The organism is Exilibacterium tricleocarpae (genome assembly GCF_007004655.1).
GTDB lineage: Bacteria > Pseudomonadota > Gammaproteobacteria > Pseudomonadales > Cellvibrionaceae > Exilibacterium > Exilibacterium tricleocarpae.
Window position 1 is genome coordinate 468,079 of record NZ_ML660088.1, and the last position, 18,697, is coordinate 486,775.

The window sequence follows — 18,697 nt, forward strand, 5'->3', positions numbered from 1 at the left end:
GATTCCGACAAAGATAAGAAGGGAGAGAAAGTGGCTGACTTAATGGTCTTTACCGGGAACGCAAACCCGGCCCTGGCAAAGAAGGTTGTCGACAAATTGGGTATCCCCATGGGGGACGCCACAGTCAGCCAGTTCTCCGACGGTGAAATCGCGGTGGAACTCAATGAGAACGTGCGCGGACGCGATGTGTTTGTGGTGCAATCCACCTGCGCACCCACCAACGACAATTTGATGGAATTGTTCGTGATGATCGATGCGCTGCGACGCGCCTCCGCCGGCCGGATTACCGCGGTGGTGCCCTACTTCGGTTATGCGCGGCAGGACCGGCGGGTGCGCTCCTCCCGGGTGCCCATCAGCGCCAAAGTGGTGGCCGATATGATGGTCAGTGTCGGTATCGACCGGGTGTTGACCGTGGACTTGCACGCCGAACAGATTCAGGGCTTTTTCGATGTGCCGGTGGACAATGTCTACGGCTCGCCGGTGCTGCTGGACGACATCAACCGCCAGAATTACGAAGACCTGATCGTGGTGTCGCCCGATATCGGCGGTGTCGTGCGGGCCCGGGCCGTCGCCAAGCAGTTGGAAATTGAGCTGGCCATTATCGACAAACGCCGGCCCCAGGCCAATGTGGCGGAAATTATGAACCTGATCGGTGAAGTGGAAGGCCGCACCTGCCTGCTGGTGGACGATATGGTGGACACCGCCGGCACCCTGTGCAATGCCGCCACCGCACTGAAAGAAAAGGGCGCCAAGAAAGTGGTTGCCTATTGTACGCACCCGGTCCTGTCGGGCAATGCCATTGCCAATATCGACAACTCAGTACTGGACGAGTTAGTGGTAACCGACTCGATTCCACTGCGCAAGGAGGCCCAGGCGTGTAAGCATATCCGCCAGCTCACCCTGTCGCATATGTTGGCTGAAGCGGTGCGCCGTCTCAGCAATGAAGAATCGCTGAGCGCGATGTTCCGATAAGTATTACACCGGCCGCCGGCTTGCCGGCGGCCGACTAACCGCCTCTACGGCCATGACTGTGCAGCGATATTGCTGCCCAAAACAGGGTGGGGAGGCATCAACACGCTAGGGCATGTTCTGGTCGCGGACTGCCGTAGTTTTTAACTCGAGAGGATCTGGCAATGTCTGCTGAAGATTTCGTATTGAATGCCGAGGCCCGTGCAGACGCAGGGAAAGGTGCGAGCCGCCGCCTGCGTCGCCTGGCCGAAAAAGTACCCGCCGTCGTTTACGGTGGCAAGAAAAAACCGCAAAGCATCGCGGTGGGCCACAACGAGCTGCTGAAACACCTGGAAAACGAAGCGTTCTACTCCCACATTATCGAACTGAATGTGGACGGTAAAAGCGAGAACGTTATTCTGAAAGACCTGCAGCGCCACCCGGCGAAAGCGCTGGTCATGCACGCGGATTTTCTGCGTGTCTCCAAAACCAAGAAATTCAGCACCCGCGTACCCCTGCACTTTATCAATGAAGAAAAGTGCGTGGGGGTCAAAATGCAGGGCGGCTCGATCTCGCGCAATATGACTGAGCTCGATATCAACTGCCTGCCCGCCGATTTGCCGGAGTACATCGAAGTCGACCTGGCTGAGATTGAAGCGGGTCAAATCGTGCATATCTCCGACCTGACCCTGCCCAAGGGTGTGGAGTCCGTCGCCCTCTCCCACGGCGCCGGCCACGATCTGCCGGTCGCTACCGTAAACAAACCGCGCGGCAGCGTCGAAGACGGGGACGAGGAAAGCGAGGAGGAAGGCAGCGCCGAAGAATAGCCCGGCCGCCACTCTCCCCCTGCCGGGTGCAACCCATTGTGCGGGTGCCACCCGGCAGGCAGGTCGGGTTAGACCTACAGACGACATGGACACGCCAATCCGCTTGATAGTCGGCCTGGGTAACCCGGGCGCTGAATACGCGCGAACCCGGCACAATGCCGGCGCCGACTTCGTGACTGAGCTGGCGCGCCACCACAGCGCCGACCTGGCTCCGGAAAGCAAGTTTTTCGGCCACAGCGGTCGGATTCACGTGGCGGGTGCCGATATTCGCCTCCTCAATCCCACCACCTTTATGAACCGCAGCGGTCAGGCGGTTGCCGCTATGGCGAACTTTTTCAAGATACCCCCCGAGGCGATTCTGGTGGCCCATGACGAATTGGACCTGGCACCGGGAACCGTGCGCCTGAAGCACGGCGGCGGCCATGGTGGCCACAATGGCCTGCGGGACATTATCAAAGCCCTGGGTAATAATAAAAACTTCGCGCGCCTGCGCATCGGTATCGGCCATCCCGGCAGCGCCGACCAGGTAATCGGTTATGTGCTGAAAAAGGCCGGCGGCGCCGAGCAACAGTTGGTTGACCAAAGCATCGGTGCGGCGGTGGACGCACTGCCGCTGGCCGCCGCCGGGGACTGGAACCGGGCCATGCGGCAACTGCACACCAGGCAGAGCTAATGCCGCCAGAAATTGGCGGCCAAATTTCACTACGAGTCAGACACTATGGGCTTTAACTGCGGCATTGTCGGTCTTCCCAACGTCGGCAAATCCACCCTTTTCAATGCACTGACCAAAGCCGGTATCGATGCGGAGAACTTCCCCTTCTGCACCATCGACCCCAACGCCGGCGTGGTACCCGTTCCCGATCCGCGCCAGGACAAGCTGGCGGCCATCGTCAAACCGCAAAAAGTCATCCCCACGACCATGGAGTTTGTCGATATCGCCGGCCTGGTCGCCGGCGCCTCCAAAGGCGAGGGGCTCGGCAACAAATTTCTTGCCAATATTCGCGAGACCGACGCTATTGCCCACGTCGTGCGCTGTTTCGACAACGACAATGTCATCCATGTCGCCAACCAGATCGACCCGGCAGCGGATATCGAAATTATCAATACCGAACTGGCACTGGCCGATCTGGAAACCGTGGAAAAAGCCCTGCAACGGGTCACCCGCACGGCCAAAAGCGGCGACAAGGACGCGCTGGCACTGAAGGTGCTGCTCGAGCAAATCCAGCCGCACCTGGACCAGGCCAAACCGCTGCGCTCCTTCGGCCTGGCGGACGATGCCATGGCGCGACTGCGGGAATTGAACCTGCTGACGGTAAAACCCACCATGTATATCGCCAACGTGGATGAGGACGGCTTTGCGGATAACCCCCACCTGGAGCAGGTGCGCGCCATCGCCGCTGCCGAGGGTGCCGTAACGGTGCCGGTGTGCAACCAACTCGAAGCGGAAATCGCCGAACTGGAAGACGACGAGAAACTGGAGTTCCTGGAGGGCCTGGGGATGGTGGAGCCGGGCTTGAACCGGGTCATTCGGGCCGGCTATGAGCTTTTGAACCTGCACACCTACTTCACCGCAGGGCCGAAAGAGGTGCGCGCCTGGACCATTCCCGTGGGCGCCACCGCCCCCCAGGCGGCCGGCAAGATTCATACGGACTTTGAGAAGGGCTTTATTCGCGCCGAGGTGATCAGCTACCAGCACTATATCGAGTGCAACGGCGAGCAGGGCGCCAAAGATGCGGGTAAATGGCGCCTGGAGGGCAAAGACTATGTCGTGCGCGACGGCGATGTTATCCACTTCCGCTTTAATGTCTGAGCCCGCCCGCAAGGCTTGACTTTATCGGGCGGGGCGGAGAAAATACGCGCCCTCCCAGGTACCCGAACCAGCGCCGGGACTTGGGTTTGTGGCAAGGTAGCTCAGCTGGTTAGAGCGCAGCACTCATAATGCTGAGGTCGGGAGTTCAAGTCTCCCCCTTGCTACCATCTTCCAGCAATTACCGCTTTAAAATCGGGTGGTATTGAGCTTTTCAGCCGACAGTTTTTTAATCGAAGGGGATTGGTCGCCGGCAAGGCGTTAAGAATTCACCAGGTTGAACATCGGCTCCAGTTCCTCGATATTGATCACCCGGTTGCGTCCCTGTTCTTTGGCGTAGTAGAGCGCGCGATCGGCGGCATCGAGCAGCTGGGACACGCTGGAAATCGCGCCATCGGCGGCGCAGGCCAAACCGATGCTGATGGTAACCTGTTCGGCGCCGAGGTTTTTCTCCTCCACTTTGCGCCGCAAACGCTCTGCCAGCGTTATGGCTTCCCGGCAGTTGGTGCGGGGCAGGACCACGGCGAATTCCTCGCCGCCGAAACGACAGGGAATATTCGGTTTGCGCACATTCGAGTTCAGGAGTCCGCCCACCATCTTTAACACTTCGTCACCTTTGGCATGACCGAAACGGTCGTTAAAGCTTTTAAAGTAATCGATATCGATCATCAGCAGCGACAGCGGCTGGCCGTGGCGATAGGCGCGGTGAAACTCACTGCGCAGAATTTCATCGAACTCGCGCCGGTTGGCCAGGGACGTGAGCGCATCGGTGCGACTCTGGCGTTTTAAATCGTTGACGCGGCTGCCAAGCGCCAGCGACAGCAACACCATCTCGATCAACGAACCGATCTGAAAGCCATTTTCGGTAAAGAACGTATGTGGCAGCAAACCGAAAATTTTCAACATATAAACAATCACACCAAAGATCAGCGCCGACCAGGCCACCATAAAATAGCGCGCCGGTGCAAAGCCGGCCAGTAAGCACAGCACTCCCATACACAAAATGAGCGGCATCTCCACCATCGTCAGGATGGACAGCGCCACGATCATAAACGAGTAGGGAAATACAATGGCACCGCACAGACTGATAAACACCACCGCCAACAGTGCCAGGGAGATTTTATCCAGGCGCGGGGAAAAGGATGCAATCGAGAGGATTTTGCGGGAAAACTGCAACGCCCAAAACAGCGACAGTGCCAGCAGCACCACCAGACTCTGGTTGCCCCAACCGGGGTAGTCGGGCCAGAGGAACTGAAACGCCAGGCCGTTGTGACAGGCCATGTAAAGACCGTAGCTGACAACATAAAGCAGGTAGTAGAGAAATACTCGATCGCGCACGGCAATAAAAATAAACAGGTTGTAAATCACCAGCACCAAGAAGCCACCATAGTAGAGGCCGTAGGCGAGCTGTTCTTTACTGAGCGCTTTGATCAGCTTGAGCGGGGTGTACATCGACAGGGAGATGTCGATCGGACCCTCGGTTTCGTAGCGCAGGTAATGAACGGTGCGACTGTCGGGCGGCAGCGTCATACGAAACAGAAAGTCTTTATGCTCGATATCCCGCTCGTGAAACGGTCGCATATCGCCGGTGCGATGCAACGTCCAGTTGTCTTCACCCTGCGCTTCCCAGAGATCGATGTAATCGATGAGCGGATAAATCTGCCGCAAAATGACGTCGAGTTCTTCCGGGTTGGTATTGACCAGGGTGACTTTTACCCACCAGGCGGATTTGGTGTAACCGATATTGGGGGAAATACTGCCCGGGGGGGCAAACTTACCCAGCCGGTCCAGGCGTTTAACGTCGCTGATGGTAAGATTGGCCTGTCTGTCCTCCAGCAGCTGGATATGATCCGACAACTTGAGACCTTCCATGTTGTCGCGCACGGTAAAGGACGAACCGCCCGGCGCGGCACTGCCTTCAAACTGGGCCAGCGCCGTATCCGGTGTCCAAAGACCGCCGAGCAACACGTATACGCCTATCCCCGGTGCCGTCCTGGCCACCCATGCATTGACGGCCCGCACCCAAGCGTTAAAAAGATCGATTCTCATTAATATCCGAGCACCTGCGGTCAGCAAGCCGCACTTGTTTGGTAGATTCAACCGGTCTCAGAGGTAACCGGGACCGAGGGCCTGTTAACAGCCGACCTGTTTTTTTGCGCTTATTATAATGAGGGTTGAAAAAAAAGTCTGGTCTTATATAACGCCCGGGCCAAAACGGCCGCCAGGCCCCACTGTTTCCGGCCAGCATCGCTTGGCAACGAGCCTCGCGGATGCCCCTCCAGGCACAAAAAATATTGCTAAATCCAGTGCCAGCGATTAGTTTAGATGCCTAAAAAGGCAGATAAGAAAAAATATAAGGATCATAGCTCTTATGCTTCGGTATTTAAAAACTACCAGAATCACTCGCACCCGACCGCCGCACGCCGGCCCAAGGCCAGCCCGTCGCCTCGGCACCATAGCGGTGCAGCGCCACCTGACCACCGCCCTGGGCCGGGTGCTGTTTATCCTAGCCACCGCGAGTATCATCGGCTGCGACACCACTGACGAGTCGATACAAACCGGCGACATCGTTCGGGGAACTCAGGATGTGATAGCCCTGGAACAGGGTTGGAGCGCAGAAACACAGGACAGGGTGTGGTTCAGTTCGTTCGGTTCACGGCTGGTCCCCTATGACTGGTTCCTGGTTCTGGAGCAAGCCGGCGCCACCGAGCGCTTTCGCAGTGATGCGCACTTGGGGCATTTAGGCTTTATCACCCAGTCCCCCACCCCGCACAACCCCGACGGCCTGCCGGTGGGGTTTGCGCGGGACTCCGACAGCGCCACGGGAGATTGGGTGGGGCTGACTTGCGCCGCTTGCCATACCGCGGAATTAACCGCCAAAGGCCATAACATTCGGATCAGCGGCGGCCAGGGCCTGATCGACTTCGAAACCTTCGAGGGCGAACTGGTAGCGGCGCTGAAATCAACCAAGAATGACGACGCCAAGTTTCAGCGCTTCGCCCGCGCGCTCGGCGACGACAGCTCCAAACTGCGCCAGGCCCTCGATGTTCAACTGCAGCGCCTGCAGGCAATTCACGACAGCAACCACACTGCTTACCCCTACGGCTACGGCCGGCTCGACGCCTTTGGTCAGATATTCAATGCCGTGGCAGTGGGCGCCCTGGGTATGGCGGAAAATACCCGCTCGCCCGATGCGCCGGTCAGCTTCCCGGTACTGTGGAGAGCGCCGCACCAGGATGTCGTGCAATGGAACGGCTCGGCCCCCAACGCCGGGCCCGGGCCACTGTTCCAGAACGTCACCACAGCGCTGGCCGTCTACGGCACTATTGAGGTTGGCGATCGCAGCGGTCATTTAGGGTATCCGTCGTCGGTCGACATCGGCAATCTGGGGTTTTTGCAGCAGCAGTTCTTTCGGCTCAAATCGCCGCAGTGGCCGCAGGATATACTGGGCAGACTCGACCCGGAGCGCCTCGCCCGGGGCAAACAACTCTACGACAAAAACTGCGTGTCCTGTCATGCCATCGTCGATCGCAACGACGCCGAGGTAAAAATCAAGGCAACACTGATCCCCGCGGCCGAAGTCGGTACCGACCCGCGCATGGTCGACAATTTTGTCAGCGCCACAGTCAAGTCGGGCGCCTTTTCCGGCCGCCGCAAAGCCATTTATTTCGGCGAAGAACTGGCCCCTGAGACAAACAGCATCGGGGTGGTGTTACACGCGGCCACCGGCGCTGTCATTCGGCACCCTTTCGAGTCCGTTCTTGCCGGGTTCCGCGGCTATGGCAGCGTCTATGACACCCCGCTCAAAGAGGTTGCCAACAACTACAAGGCCCGCCCTCTGGACGGTATCTGGACAGCGGCCCCCTACCTGCACAACGGTTCGGTGCCCAATCTCTACGAGGTATTACTGCCGCCGGCACAACGCAGCACCAGCTTCCACGTCGGCAATCGGGAGTTGGACACCGTCAAGGTCGGGTTGCACACGACGGCGACCGCCAGCAGCAGCCTGTTCGACACCCGGTTACCGGGCAATGCCAACAGCGGCCACCTCTATGGCACGCACTTAACGGAAGCGGAACGCTGGGATTTGATCGAGTACTTAAAAAGCCTTTAGCGTAATTAAAAAGCCTTTAGCTCAACTAAACAGCCTGTAGCTCAACTAAACAGCCTGTAGCGCCGGAGAACACACAACACAGTTGCGCCCGTGGGCCTTGGCCTCGTAGAGCGCCGTATCGGCGGCATCCAACAGTCCCTCGATACTGCCGCTGTCGGTGGGGAGCAGCGCTGCCAGTCCCACGCTGATGGTAATACGCTCGTACTGGTCAAACTCCTTGGCGATACGCCGGCGCAGGCGCTCGGCAACCGCGGCGGCATCAGTGGCGTTGGTGCGCGGCAGTATAACGGCAAACTCCTCGCCGCCAAACCGAAACGACAGCGCCGGTTTGCGCACCGAATGGCTGAGAATACCGCCAATTCTCTTCAGCACCTTATCACCCTCGGCGTGACCGAACTGATCGTTGAGCTGTTTAAAATGATCGATATCCAACAATAACAGTGCCAGCGGCTGGTTGAATCGCGTGGCCCGATTGAATTCAGACTGTAACAGCTCATTGAACTGGCGCCGGTTAAACAATTGAGTCAGCGAATCAGTACGGCTTTCAATCCTGAACACGCGAAACCGACTGCCGAGCGCCAGCGACAGCAGCACCATTTCTATCAGGCAGCCGATCTGGGTACTGTGCTGGGTGAAAAAGTTATGCGGCAACAGGCCAAACGACTTCATCAGATAACAGCCGATACCGACCAGCAACGCCACCCAAGCCAGCAGGAAGTAGATAGCCGACGTATCCCCGGACAACACCCGCAGACTCACCAACCACAACACAATCACCGCCGTCGCCGACGCCAGTAACGCGATCAATGCGATCAGTTGCGGGTATGGCAACAACCATGCAGCGGGTAGCGCGCAGGCAAACGACACCATGGCAAGCCTCGACAGACGGTCGAGTGCGGCCGAGTGGCGGCGCAACGCCAAAACACTGCGCGCAAACTGTAACACGGACACCATGGCCAGCACGGCAAAGACACCGACACTGCGGTTGCCCCAATCGGGGTTGTCGGGCCAGAGAAACTGAAACGCAAAACCGGAGTGAATGGCAAGGTTCATCACGGTAAAAAACAGGTAGGCCAGATAGTAGAGAAACACCCTGTCGCGAACCACGAAAAAAATACACAGGTTGTAGGCAATCAACACCAGATAAGCGCCGTAAAAGAGACCGTTCAACAACTGGTCGACACTCAGCGTTTGAATCAAGCTCTCGGGGGAGTAGAGAAATAAGCCGATATTGATCGGCCCCTTGGAGGCAAACCGCATATAGTAGGTGGCGACACTGTCGGCGGGCACTTCGAAAACAAACAGAAAATCCCGGTGCTCTATATCCCGTTGCCAGAACGGTAACTGATCTCCGGAGCGACGCTCCCGCCATTGGCCGGCCGGCGTTTTTTCCCACAGCGCTATCTGATCGATAAGCGGGTAGTCCTGCCGCACCAGGTAAGTGACGGACCTGGGGTTGGGGTTGTGCAAACTGAAGCGCACCCACCAGGCGGATTGATTAAAACCAAATCCGCCGGCGGTGGTGTCGAGCCGGCGATACTCCCGGCGCATGGATTCCGCACTCACCTGGGCAAACGTCAGCGCACCGGTCCGGTCCTGCAGAAATTCAATATAAGGTGCGAGAGAATAGCCCCGCAGTTCCAGCCGCAACGACACCGGCTCGGGTGCCGCCAGCACCGGCACCCCCCCGATCATCCCGGCGATAAAAAAGGCCCAAACCCGCCACACAGAGGTTGCCGTCATAAACGACCCGAAACCCGGCGTCGCCACTCAAACAAGGCGTGATCTCCGGCAATCGGATGTAGCGGGGCGCCCGGGTCCAGCAGCGTTTGCAGCAGTCGGTATCATTGTTATTTAGTGAGGAGTTTTGGTGTTGACGTTACAGCGCAATTATAGAGACGGGAGATAGGTTAGAGAAGCACTATCGCCAGTGACTATTCACCACCATCCACACGCAAGGTTGTTTACCCAGGCGCAACGGACAGGGTTATACTGGCCTGCCCAGGTAACCTGCACAATTACCTCTGAGGTAAAGGTCTCACTGTCAGGGAACCTGCGCCGATCGATTCTCCAGCCAGGCTGGGGAGGGGTCGAAACGCCTATACGATAAAACGACAAGACAGGTCAGGAGGATGCGTACATGGGTGTCGGTCTGTTGCTCAAAGATTACCGCCAAACCCGCAAATTGAGCCAGTTGGAGTTATCGCTGGAGGCGGAAGTCTCGGCGCGGCACATCAGCTTTCTGGAAACCGGTCGCAGCCGGCCCAGTCGCGCGGTATTGCTAAAATTGGCCCAGGCCCTCGACCTGTCGCTACGCGACACCAATGTGCTGCTGGTTAGCGCCGGGTTCAATCCCCATTACCCGCAGCGCTCCCTCGACGATCCCGCCATGCAGGCCGTACGCCAGGCGCTCGATTTTGTTTTGAGGAACCACGCGCCGTTTCCGGCCGTAGTAATCGACAGCGACTGGAATCTGCTGATGGCCAATACGCCGCAACTGGAACTGACTCGTCGCCTGATGTCCGCCCAGCCCAACTGGCCGCAAACCACCAATGTATTGGAGCTGCTGCTGGACCCTAACGCCTTCCGCCCTTTCGTACGCAATTGGGAGCAACTTACGAAACTACTGCTACGCCGCCGCTACCGGGAGGAATCCTTTAACCCGCCGGCGGCGGGCGAGGAGAGCCTGCTGGAGCGCCTGCTCACTTACCCGGACCTGCCGCCGTCCTGGCGCCGGCAGGATCACGACGAACTGGAGATGCCCATGCTGACGCTGGAACTGACTGTAGGGAATCAGCAGCTACGCTGTTTTTCCAGTATCGCCACATTCGGCACCGCGGTGGATATTACCCTGCAGAATCTGCATATCGAAACCTATTTTCCCGCGGATGAAGAAACCAGGCGCTGCTTTATCGAGTGGGCACGGCAATCGTCGTAGGCACAGAGCACAGACCCGGATGGCACAAGCTTCAGAAAACTTGGTAAGTCGGATCAGGAAAGTGCCACCCGGCACGGTGCGGCGTCGAAGCGACCTATTTTACACTGCCTGTTACGGTTTTCTCGATACAAGAACAGTGTACAGGAGGTAAGGCCCGGCGGGGGTGCGCGGTCCCGATCATTCAGGGTGCGTTTAAGCTTGCCTGTCGCCCCGGCGTTGTTGAGCGAGGACTGTTCGAATCCCAATTTTTTTTGCGAGCAAAAAAAATGGTTGAGTTCCGCAGCCGCCGGGGCGACAGGCAAGCTTGCGCCCGATCGGGACCGCGCACCCCCGCCGGGCCGTGGAGTGGCACATAAAAAATTTAGAACGCGAAACTATCCAAGCTGTATTCTCTCAACAGCTTTAAGCACCACCACCAAAAGTAGGCGCCTTAGGCGAAAGTAGGCGCTTGAAACGAGAGCCACTCGTGATAGCCCGCTATTTTTCCAGCCCCTTGAGCACATCGATAGGCAGGGGAAAAACAATAGTATTGCTTTTATCACCGGCAATCTCGGTCAGGGTCTGCAGGTAGCGCAACTGCAGCGCCTGGCTCTGTTTGGCCAGGGTGTTGGCGGCGCCGAGTAATTTTTCCGCCGCCTCGAATTCGCCGTTGGCGTGAATGACCTTGGCGCGTCGCTCCCGCTCCGCTTCCGCCTGTTTGGCAATGGCCCGGATCATACTTTCATCCAGGTCGACATGTTTGATTTCGACATTGGACACCTTGATCCCCCAGGCATCGGTCTGCTGATCGAGAATGGTCTGGATATCGGTGTTGAGACGCTCGCGGCCCGCCAGCATATCGTCCAACTCGTGCTGTCCCAACACCGAACGCAGCGTGGTCTGGGATAACTGACTGGTGGCCTCAAGGAAATTTTCCACCTGGATGATGGCCCGCTCCGGGTCCACCACCCGAAAATAAATCACCGCGTTTACCTTGACGGAGACATTGTCCCGGGAAATGACATCCTGGGTGGGCACATCCATCACCACCGTGCGCAAGTCCACTTTTACCATCTGCTGGACCACCGGAATCACGATGATCAGACCCGGCCCCTTGACTTTATAAAACCGGCCCAGCATAAAAATCACGCCGCGTTCATACTCGCGCAGAATACGAAACATCGACAACAGAAAGACGACCACCAACGCAATCAGTGTGACAGTAAAATAACTCATCATGAGGCTCCCCCGGTCTTCTCCACCTGCAAAATAATGTGCTCGGCAACTTTTACCCGCACCGTGTCGCCCACGATCAGCGGCTGGTCGCAAGCAACCTGCCACAATTCACCCTGCAGGCGAATCATCGGGGCATCGCCACCCACCTGCTCGACTCTCGCGATCTCTCCCACCAGGGTTGCCAGACCGGTGACCACAGCGCTGCGCCTGGCGCGGGCGATAATGCCCAGCAACAGTATCAACAACCCCGCGCTGGCCGTGGCAAACGCCAGAATAATCGGCAGCGCAATCTGGAAACCCGGCAACTCCGTATCCATAAGGATGATCGAGCCGATGATAAACGCGACTATCCCGCCCAGGCCGAGCACGCCGAAACTCGGCGCAAACGCCTCCGCTGCCATCAGTCCCGCCCCGAGAATAATCAGTGCCACCCCTGCGTAGCTGACCGGCAATACCTGAAACGCATAGAGCGCCAGCAGCAGACAAATAGCACCGACAATACCCGGTACACCCATACCGGGATTGGAAAACTCAAAAATCAAGCCGTAGATGCCCACCAGCATCAACACGTAGGCGACGTTGGGATCGGTAATCACCGCCAGGAACTCACTGCGCCAGTCCGGCTCCTTTGGTACCACGGCCGCCCCCTCAGTGGCGAGGGTGTAGTCCCTGTCGTTGACCGTCACCGTGCGCCCGTCGACTGCCGTCAACAGCGCATCGAGATCGGTGGCAACCAGGTCGATGACCTGTAACTCCAACGCCTCCCGCGCTGCGAGACTGGCCCCCTCGCGCACCGCCTTCACCGCCCAATCACTGTTGCGGTTGCGCAGCCGGGCCAGGCCCTCGATATAGGCCGCGGCATCGTTGACAATCTTGCGCTCCATGGCGGTGGCCGGCTCGAAGCGGGAGCTGTCCTCCTCACCGTCGGGTGACTCATCCCGGGGCATGCCGGGCAGGCCCGGCGCGCCGATTTGTACCGGTGTCGCCGCCCCCAGATTGGTGGCCGGCGCCATCGCCGCGACATGAGAGGCATAGAGAATATAGGTTCCGGCACTGGCTGCCCGGGCGCCCCCGGGTGCCACATAACCGATCACCGGCACCGAGGCGGAGAGAATGGCCTGCACCATGGTGCGCATGGATTTATCGAGTCCCCCGGGAGTATCCAGCCGCAAAACCACGGCGTGGGCACCGCCGCGAGCGGCGCCTTCGATGCCCCGCACGACATAGTCGGCCGAGGCCGGACCGATCACGCCGCGCACATCCAACACCCACACCGCTCGCGACACCGTCCCCTGGGCGTTGGCCAAGGCATTCAACCCGCAGGCCAGCAGCAGCCCGGCAAACACATACCACAGTCGCCCGGGTCTCGTCTGCCGCGGCCGCAGGAATTGCGGTTGTACCTCTAACGGTTGTACCTCCAACTGTCGATGCATAGGGGGTGTGGCTCTCAACAGAGGCATGGCGATAGACCGCGCCAGGCTATCGGTATGCCGGCCATTATACACAACCCGACTGACCGCCAGTTGATACAGATTCCCTATTGGCGCGTTTAGCCCGCCCGCCTTAAAAACGCTCACTTATAAGCAGACAAGTCTCTAAACCCATTTTAGTGATATACAAGTCGGGTTTTTGGCGGCAAAATGTTCTTTTTTATCGATGCTGACACGGGAACCCACGCTGGTAAGCAAATATGGCCAGAGTGCTAATCATTGATGACAGGCCGATGACGGTCAGGGGTATCTGGCGCTACCTCCGCAACCACGGCTACGACGTTGAGGTGGCCACATCCGGCGGCGGCGGCCTGCAAATGGCGCGCCGCAAAATACCCGATGTCATTCTCCTCAATGTCACCCTGCCGGGCCTCAGCGGTCTCGATGTGTTGCAGGAACTGCTGCGGGACCGGGACCCGGCTTTCAAACGCATCCCTGTGATAATGCTGTCCGCTGCCAATACTGAGGCCGAGGCGGTGCAAGCACTCGACCTCGGAGCCCAGGATTATATTCTCAAACCGGTGAAGCTGACCGTATTCGCCGCCCGCCTGCGTATGGCGCTGCGGGTCAAATTCAACCAGGAGGCACTGGAGCGGGCCAACGAGTACCTGTTGACCCTGTCCTCCATCGACCCGCTGACCCAGACTTTCAACCGCCGCCGCTTTTACGAACTCGCCACCCGCGAGCTGGCCAAGGCGCAGCGGTTTCAGCGGGAATTGTCGGCGATCATGATCGATGCCGATCATTTCAAAGCACTCAACGACAGGTTTGGCCACGCCCTCGGCGATAAAGCCCTGTGCATGCTGGCCGATGTGTTGCGCAAGAGCTGCCGCGATATCGATATCATCGCCCGCATGGGCGGTGAAGAGTTCGCCGTTTGCTGCCCGGAAACCAATCTGGGCGGCGCCATGCAACTGGCGGAGCGCATTCGGCGCGGCATCGAAGTCGCCTCGTTTAATCTCGGCCCGGGAACGGTGCGAGTTACCGTCAGTGTCGGTGTCGCCACGCTTTGCGATATCGACCGCAGTGTGGACAGTCTGCTGGAACGGGCCGACCGGATGATGTATCGCGCCAAACAGGGTGGGCGCAACCGTGTGGTGGGAGCCTAAAGAGACATAGACATTACGCCCCAGAGGCGGGTTTTGCTTTTGCCCGGCGATAGGACGATAATCCGCAGGCATCGCCGGTCAATTTTATCGCAACCGCCGGCGCGTATCGGAAGTCGAAACTGAATCACCGGGAGATCGCTGTTGACTCACCCATCACCGGAGTCCGGACCGACAGCGCTTGCCAAGCCGACAGTTTACCGCCAACCTGCGCGCCGACTGCAAAAGTCGCAACAGCCGGGGGGAAGTGGCTCGGGCCATTTGTTGAAATGGTTCTTGGACGCACGCTTAGCCGGTTTTTTCGCTCGCCTGTCTAGAGGTCTGCTGATCGCCTGTCTACCCGCGCTCGCCATCAGCGAACCGCTGAGCTTCGACGCCATGAACCTGGCGCCCTATGGTTTCAAAATACCGGGGGGTTTCAAAATACCGGGGAGTTTCAAAACACCGGGGGGTTTCAAAACTCCGGGGGGTTTCAAAACTCCGGGCGGCGAGGTAAAAGGTATTTTTATCGATATGCTGAAAGCGATTAGTCGCTCAGCGAAACTCGATACCGTGCACAACGTGTACTCCGTCCCCCGCATTTCTCAAAGAATGCGCAACCGCCAGTGCGCCTGCTCGATTTTCATGCGCCTGCCCCGGCTGGACCGCCAGTTTGTCTTCGTGGCGCAGATACCCTGGGAAATAGACATTGTGGTAATGGGCGAAAAAAATCTGGATTTAAGCTCGCTGCAAGCGCTGCGACGGCTGCGTGTGGCAGTGCCCCGCGGCATGCACTTCAGCAACGCACTCGACGCCGCCGATGCTTTTATCCGCTTTCCCACCAACGGTTACCTGCAGAGCACCCGCATGTTGAAACGCGGGCGCGTGGATGCCATGGCGGGCACCGAACCCAGTCTGACCTATCTGATCCGCCAGGAGCGCCTCACCCGCCCCCTGACCACCCTGGTGGTCGATACCCGACCGGTGGCCCTCTATTGTATCGACGGACTCGACTTCTACGACAAACTGCGTCGGGCCGTAGAAACCTTGCAGGAAACAGGTCGCCTGGCCGATATTATCCGCCAGTACCGGGTGCCGCCGGCCGACACAGCGGTGCCACCCGCGGTGCGCCCGGCGGCGCCGGCACCTTATTGACAACCCTATGCCGAAGCCGGCGCCGGCGCGCCACTTTGCTGAAAGGAACGTCGCTGCGCAAACACTATAAAAGCGGCCGGCACGAAATAGAACGACAACAGCGTGGTCAGCAGCGTACCGCCGGCAATGGCTACGGCAAACGGCGGCCAGAAGCCTCCGCCGCCGAGAATCAGCGGCAGAAAACCGCCGAGAGTGGTGATGGTGGTCGAGGTGATATGCCGGGCACAGTTTTGCACACCGGTCACCACATCGGTCTCATCACCGCGCACCGCGTTGGCATCCGACTTCAGTTCCGCCAGGATGACGATAGCCGCGTTAATTGCCAAGCCGATCAAGCCCAACAAGGCGATCAACACAACGAACCCAAACGCGTAATCGAACAAATAGACACTGAGCAGCCCCAGTCCCGCAGCCTGGATGGCGACGGAGAAGATGATAGCGCTCATGCGAAAGGAGTTAAACGACAACACCACCACTACCACCAGCAGTGTGACAATCACGCCGACATAGGCCAACAGATTGCCGACGGCATCATTGCGCTTCTCGCCCTCGCCGCCGAATTCCAGCCGGTAGCCGGCCGGCACCTGAAACCCCTCACGCTGCAGTGTGTCTTTAACCGCCGTCACTACCGCTGCCGGCAAAACGCCATCGCGCAAATACCCCTCGATAGTGTTTACCCGTTCGCCGTCGCGCCGCGGAATCGTACCGCGCGCCGGCAATACCTGCAGCTCGCCGATGGCCGCCAGCGGCAGGCCCGCGTAGCCGCCCGGCAACTGCGGCGGCACAAAATCGAGGGAGGCCAGGTCCGCCAGTTCGGCGCGCTCGCCGCCGTCGAGTCGAATCCGCACCGGCAGCTCCTGGGTGGATTCCAGCAGCGAACCCTGCACCACACCGTCCAGCGCATTTTGTAATTGCTGCGACAACGCGGTCAGCGGCAGGCCGCTGCGGTTGCTGTCTTCCTCGCGCACCGAAACCCACAGCTTGGGCACAGCGCTGCCGAGGGTGGCCCGGCTGTGCAAGACATCGGGCGTTGCGGCCAGCACCCGGCGCAGTTCGTCACCCAGCGCCCGCAGGCGATTCAGGTTCGGCCCGTAGACTCGCAACTCAACCGGTGCATTAAACGGCGGCCCCTGCTCCAGCTTGCGCACCAGAATCTGTGCCTGGGGAAAGCGGTCGTCCAACTGCCGCTGCAACCTGGGAATCATCTGGTTGACCACCTTAAAATCGGCGCCGGTCACCATCGCCTGCGCGTAGTACTGGGCACCGTCGCGGCGGGCGATCAGGTTGTAGTAAAACGCCGGTGCGCTGGCCCCCACAAACCAGTGCAGGCCGCGCACGCCGTTTTGCGCCTCGATCACGCGGCCCACATCTGCAGTCAGCTCCAGAGTGGCGTCCAGTGAAGCCGACTCCGGCAGAAACACCTCGACATGGAACATATCCCGATCGGAGGCGGGAAAGAACTGCTCGGTTAGCTGCGCGGCGGCGACAAAACCGAGTGCCGGTACACTCGCCACCAACAACAGCGTCAGGCGCGGGCGCCGCAGCGCCCATACCAGGGAGCTCCCGAACCAGCGACTCAAGGCGCCGAAGTAGACGCCGTTTTGCCACCAGCGCTGGCGGCCCTCGGTGGCGGGTTTGATCCAGCGCCCCGCCAGACCGGCGATCAAGGTGTGGGAAATAACATAGGATCCCACCAGCGAAAACACCACCGACAGCGCAATGCCGCCAACAAACTCTCCGGCCGGCCCCGGCATCAGCGCTATGGGTAAAAACGCCAGAATCGTGGTCGTGGTGGACCCCAGCAGCGGCAGCCACAGGTGCCGAATCGAGCGCTGCACCGCCTGCACCCGAGTGGCGCCGCGCTGCCGCTCCCGCGCCACGGTATCTACCATCACAATGGCGTTGTCCACCATAATACCCAGGGCCACAATCAAGCCGGTCACCGACATCTGATGAATCGGCAGCCCGTAATACTGCATGCAACTCAGGGTGAAAAACGCCGTCAGCGGCAGCGCCGCCGCCACAATCAATGCCGAGCGCCAGCCCAGGGTGAAAAGCAGCACGGTGAGGATCAAAACAAAACCGAGAGCGACATTGTTCATCAACTGACTCAGGCGCTCGCGGGTGTAGTCGTTCTGGTTAAAAATGATTTCGGCGGTGATATTGCCCGGCAGCGTAGCGGAAAACTGCGCCAGGCTGCGCTCGACCCGCGCCGTCCACTGGTCGACCCGCACCGCCGGCACCATCCGCGCGGCCACCACTACAGCCCGGTTGCCGTGCACTATGGCGAGTTCGTCTGCCGGCAACTTTTCCTGGCGGCTGACCCGGGCCACATCGCCGATGCGGATCACCGTGCCGTCGGCATCGACTTTCAGCGGCACCCGGCGCACCCGCTCCAGATCATCCAGTTCCCCGGCCACCTCCACGGCGACCCGGAAGTTATCGTTGTAGAGTTGCCCCGCCGCCACCTTGGCGTCGGCCCCGGCCAGCGCGGTCCCCACCTCGCCGGCGGACAGACCCAGGCTGGCAAGTTTGTGAGAGTCGACCGCCACCAGTACCTCTTCGCGCGGCGGACCGCGCAGCGATACCAGGTCAGTGCCGGTAATACTGCGCAGGCGACTCTCCAGCTCCTCGCCATAGCGCCCGAGCACCGCCATTTCCGGCGGGCTGCTGCCGGCCCAGGTCAGCGCCACCAACACGGTGTAGGCATGCACCCGATCCTCATCCAGGCTCGACGGCAGGGCACCGGCGGGCATGTCTGCCTGCGCCTCTTCCAGCAGGTCCCGGGCTCGCGACCAGATCAGATCGACCTGGCGCGGGCCGATCTGATCTTCCAGTTCCAGCGTGATAAACGACAGCCCCGAGCGGGACACTGAAGTGATGTGCTTGAGTTCCGCCAGCTCGCGCAGCTTGTTTTCCAGCTTCTCGGTAACCAGTGCCTCCACCCGCTCCGCGCTGGCACCGGGAAACGGCGTTAACACCGCTGCGGAGCGCCCGGTTATATAGGGGTCTTCGCTGCGCGGCAGGGTCGACAAAGCCCCCAGGCCCGAGACAATCAGCAGGGCGATAACCAGAGCAACGACCCGGCCGTTTTCGACAAAACTCCTCACCATTATGC

13 protein-coding genes and 1 tRNA gene are annotated in these 18,697 nt (G+C 59.3%); 9 read left to right on the forward strand and 5 right to left on the reverse strand.

The window, feature by feature from the left end; genetic code table 11:
• The first annotated feature begins 42 nt into the window (after window positions 1-42).
• The 5 genes from FKG94_RS04580 (at window position 43) to FKG94_RS04600 (ending at window position 3,752) form a co-directional block, all read left to right on the forward strand.
• On the forward strand, window positions 43-972 hold the full coding sequence (locus FKG94_RS04580) for a ribose-phosphate pyrophosphokinase (RefSeq protein WP_142903059.1): 930 nt from the start codon (window positions 43-45) through the stop codon (window positions 970-972).
• Between the two features lie 161 nt (window positions 973-1,133).
• Complete coding sequence (locus tag FKG94_RS04585; RefSeq protein WP_142903003.1) at window positions 1,134-1,775, forward strand: 50S ribosomal protein L25/general stress protein Ctc; 642 nt, start codon at window positions 1,134-1,136, stop codon at window positions 1,773-1,775.
• Window positions 1,776-1,860: 85 nt separating this feature from the next.
• Window positions 1,861-2,448: an aminoacyl-tRNA hydrolase gene (gene pth / locus FKG94_RS04590; RefSeq protein WP_142903004.1), complete on the forward strand. Its 588-nt coding sequence runs from the start codon at window positions 1,861-1,863 to the stop codon at window positions 2,446-2,448.
• A gap of 45 nt (window positions 2,449-2,493) precedes the next feature.
• On the forward strand, window positions 2,494-3,585 hold the full coding sequence (gene ychF / locus FKG94_RS04595; protein ID WP_142903005.1) for a redox-regulated ATPase YchF: 1,092 nt from the start codon (window positions 2,494-2,496) through the stop codon (window positions 3,583-3,585).
• Between the two features lie 90 nt (window positions 3,586-3,675).
• Window positions 3,676-3,752 (forward strand) — tRNA-Met (locus tag FKG94_RS04600).
• 91 nt (window positions 3,753-3,843) lie between these two features.
• Here FKG94_RS04600 and FKG94_RS04605 read toward each other — a convergent pair.
• Window positions 3,844-5,631, reverse strand: coding sequence for a diguanylate cyclase (locus tag FKG94_RS04605; RefSeq protein ID WP_142903006.1), 1,788 nt, complete (start codon window positions 5,629-5,631; stop codon window positions 3,844-3,846).
• 322 nt (window positions 5,632-5,953) lie between these two features.
• On the opposite strand from FKG94_RS04605, the gene FKG94_RS04610 reads away from it, so the two are divergent.
• Window positions 5,954-7,696: a di-heme-cytochrome C peroxidase gene (locus FKG94_RS04610; RefSeq protein ID WP_218943428.1), complete on the forward strand. Its 1,743-nt coding sequence runs from the start codon at window positions 5,954-5,956 to the stop codon at window positions 7,694-7,696.
• A gap of 45 nt (window positions 7,697-7,741) precedes the next feature.
• On the opposite strand, the gene FKG94_RS04615 is transcribed toward FKG94_RS04610, so the two are convergent.
• Window positions 7,742-9,439 carry a diguanylate cyclase gene (locus tag FKG94_RS04615; RefSeq protein ID WP_142903007.1) on the reverse strand — a complete coding sequence of 566 codons (1,698 nt, stop codon included), beginning with the start codon at window positions 9,437-9,439 and terminating at the stop codon, window positions 7,742-7,744.
• A gap of 397 nt (window positions 9,440-9,836) precedes the next feature.
• Here FKG94_RS04615 and FKG94_RS04620 point away from each other — a divergent pair, with 397 nt between their 5' ends.
• Window positions 9,837-10,634, forward strand: coding sequence for a helix-turn-helix domain-containing protein (locus tag FKG94_RS04620; protein ID WP_142903008.1), 798 nt, complete (start codon window positions 9,837-9,839; stop codon window positions 10,632-10,634).
• Window positions 10,635-11,111: 477 nt separating this feature from the next.
• On the opposite strand, the gene FKG94_RS04625 is transcribed toward FKG94_RS04620, so the two are convergent.
• Window positions 11,112-11,852 (reverse strand): slipin family protein, encoded by a 741-nt coding sequence (locus FKG94_RS04625; protein WP_142903009.1) that lies wholly within the window; start codon window positions 11,850-11,852, stop codon window positions 11,112-11,114.
• Window positions 11,849-13,282 (reverse strand): NfeD family protein, encoded by a 1,434-nt coding sequence (locus tag FKG94_RS04630; RefSeq protein ID WP_142903010.1) that lies wholly within the window; start codon window positions 13,280-13,282, stop codon window positions 11,849-11,851. Before FKG94_RS04630 ends, FKG94_RS04625 begins: the two co-directional genes overlap by 4 nt.
• A 257-nt stretch (window positions 13,283-13,539) precedes the next feature.
• Here FKG94_RS04630 and FKG94_RS04635 point away from each other — a divergent pair, with 257 nt between their 5' ends.
• Both FKG94_RS04635 and FKG94_RS04640 read left to right on the forward strand, forming a co-directional pair.
• Window positions 13,540-14,448, forward strand: a complete 909-nt coding sequence (locus tag FKG94_RS04635; RefSeq protein ID WP_142903011.1) for a diguanylate cyclase — start codon at window positions 13,540-13,542, stop codon at window positions 14,446-14,448.
• A gap of 273 nt (window positions 14,449-14,721) precedes the next feature.
• On the forward strand, window positions 14,722-15,579 hold the full coding sequence (locus FKG94_RS04640) for a substrate-binding periplasmic protein (protein WP_142903012.1): 858 nt from the start codon (window positions 14,722-14,724) through the stop codon (window positions 15,577-15,579).
• A 5-nt stretch (window positions 15,580-15,584) separates the two neighbouring features.
• Here FKG94_RS04640 and FKG94_RS04645 read toward each other — a convergent pair whose 3' ends face one another.
• A complete protein-coding gene (locus tag FKG94_RS04645) occupies window positions 15,585-18,692 on the reverse strand; it encodes an efflux RND transporter permease subunit (RefSeq protein ID WP_142903013.1) in 3,108 nt (1,035 codons plus the stop codon).
• Between the last annotated feature and the right edge of the window lie 5 nt (window positions 18,693-18,697).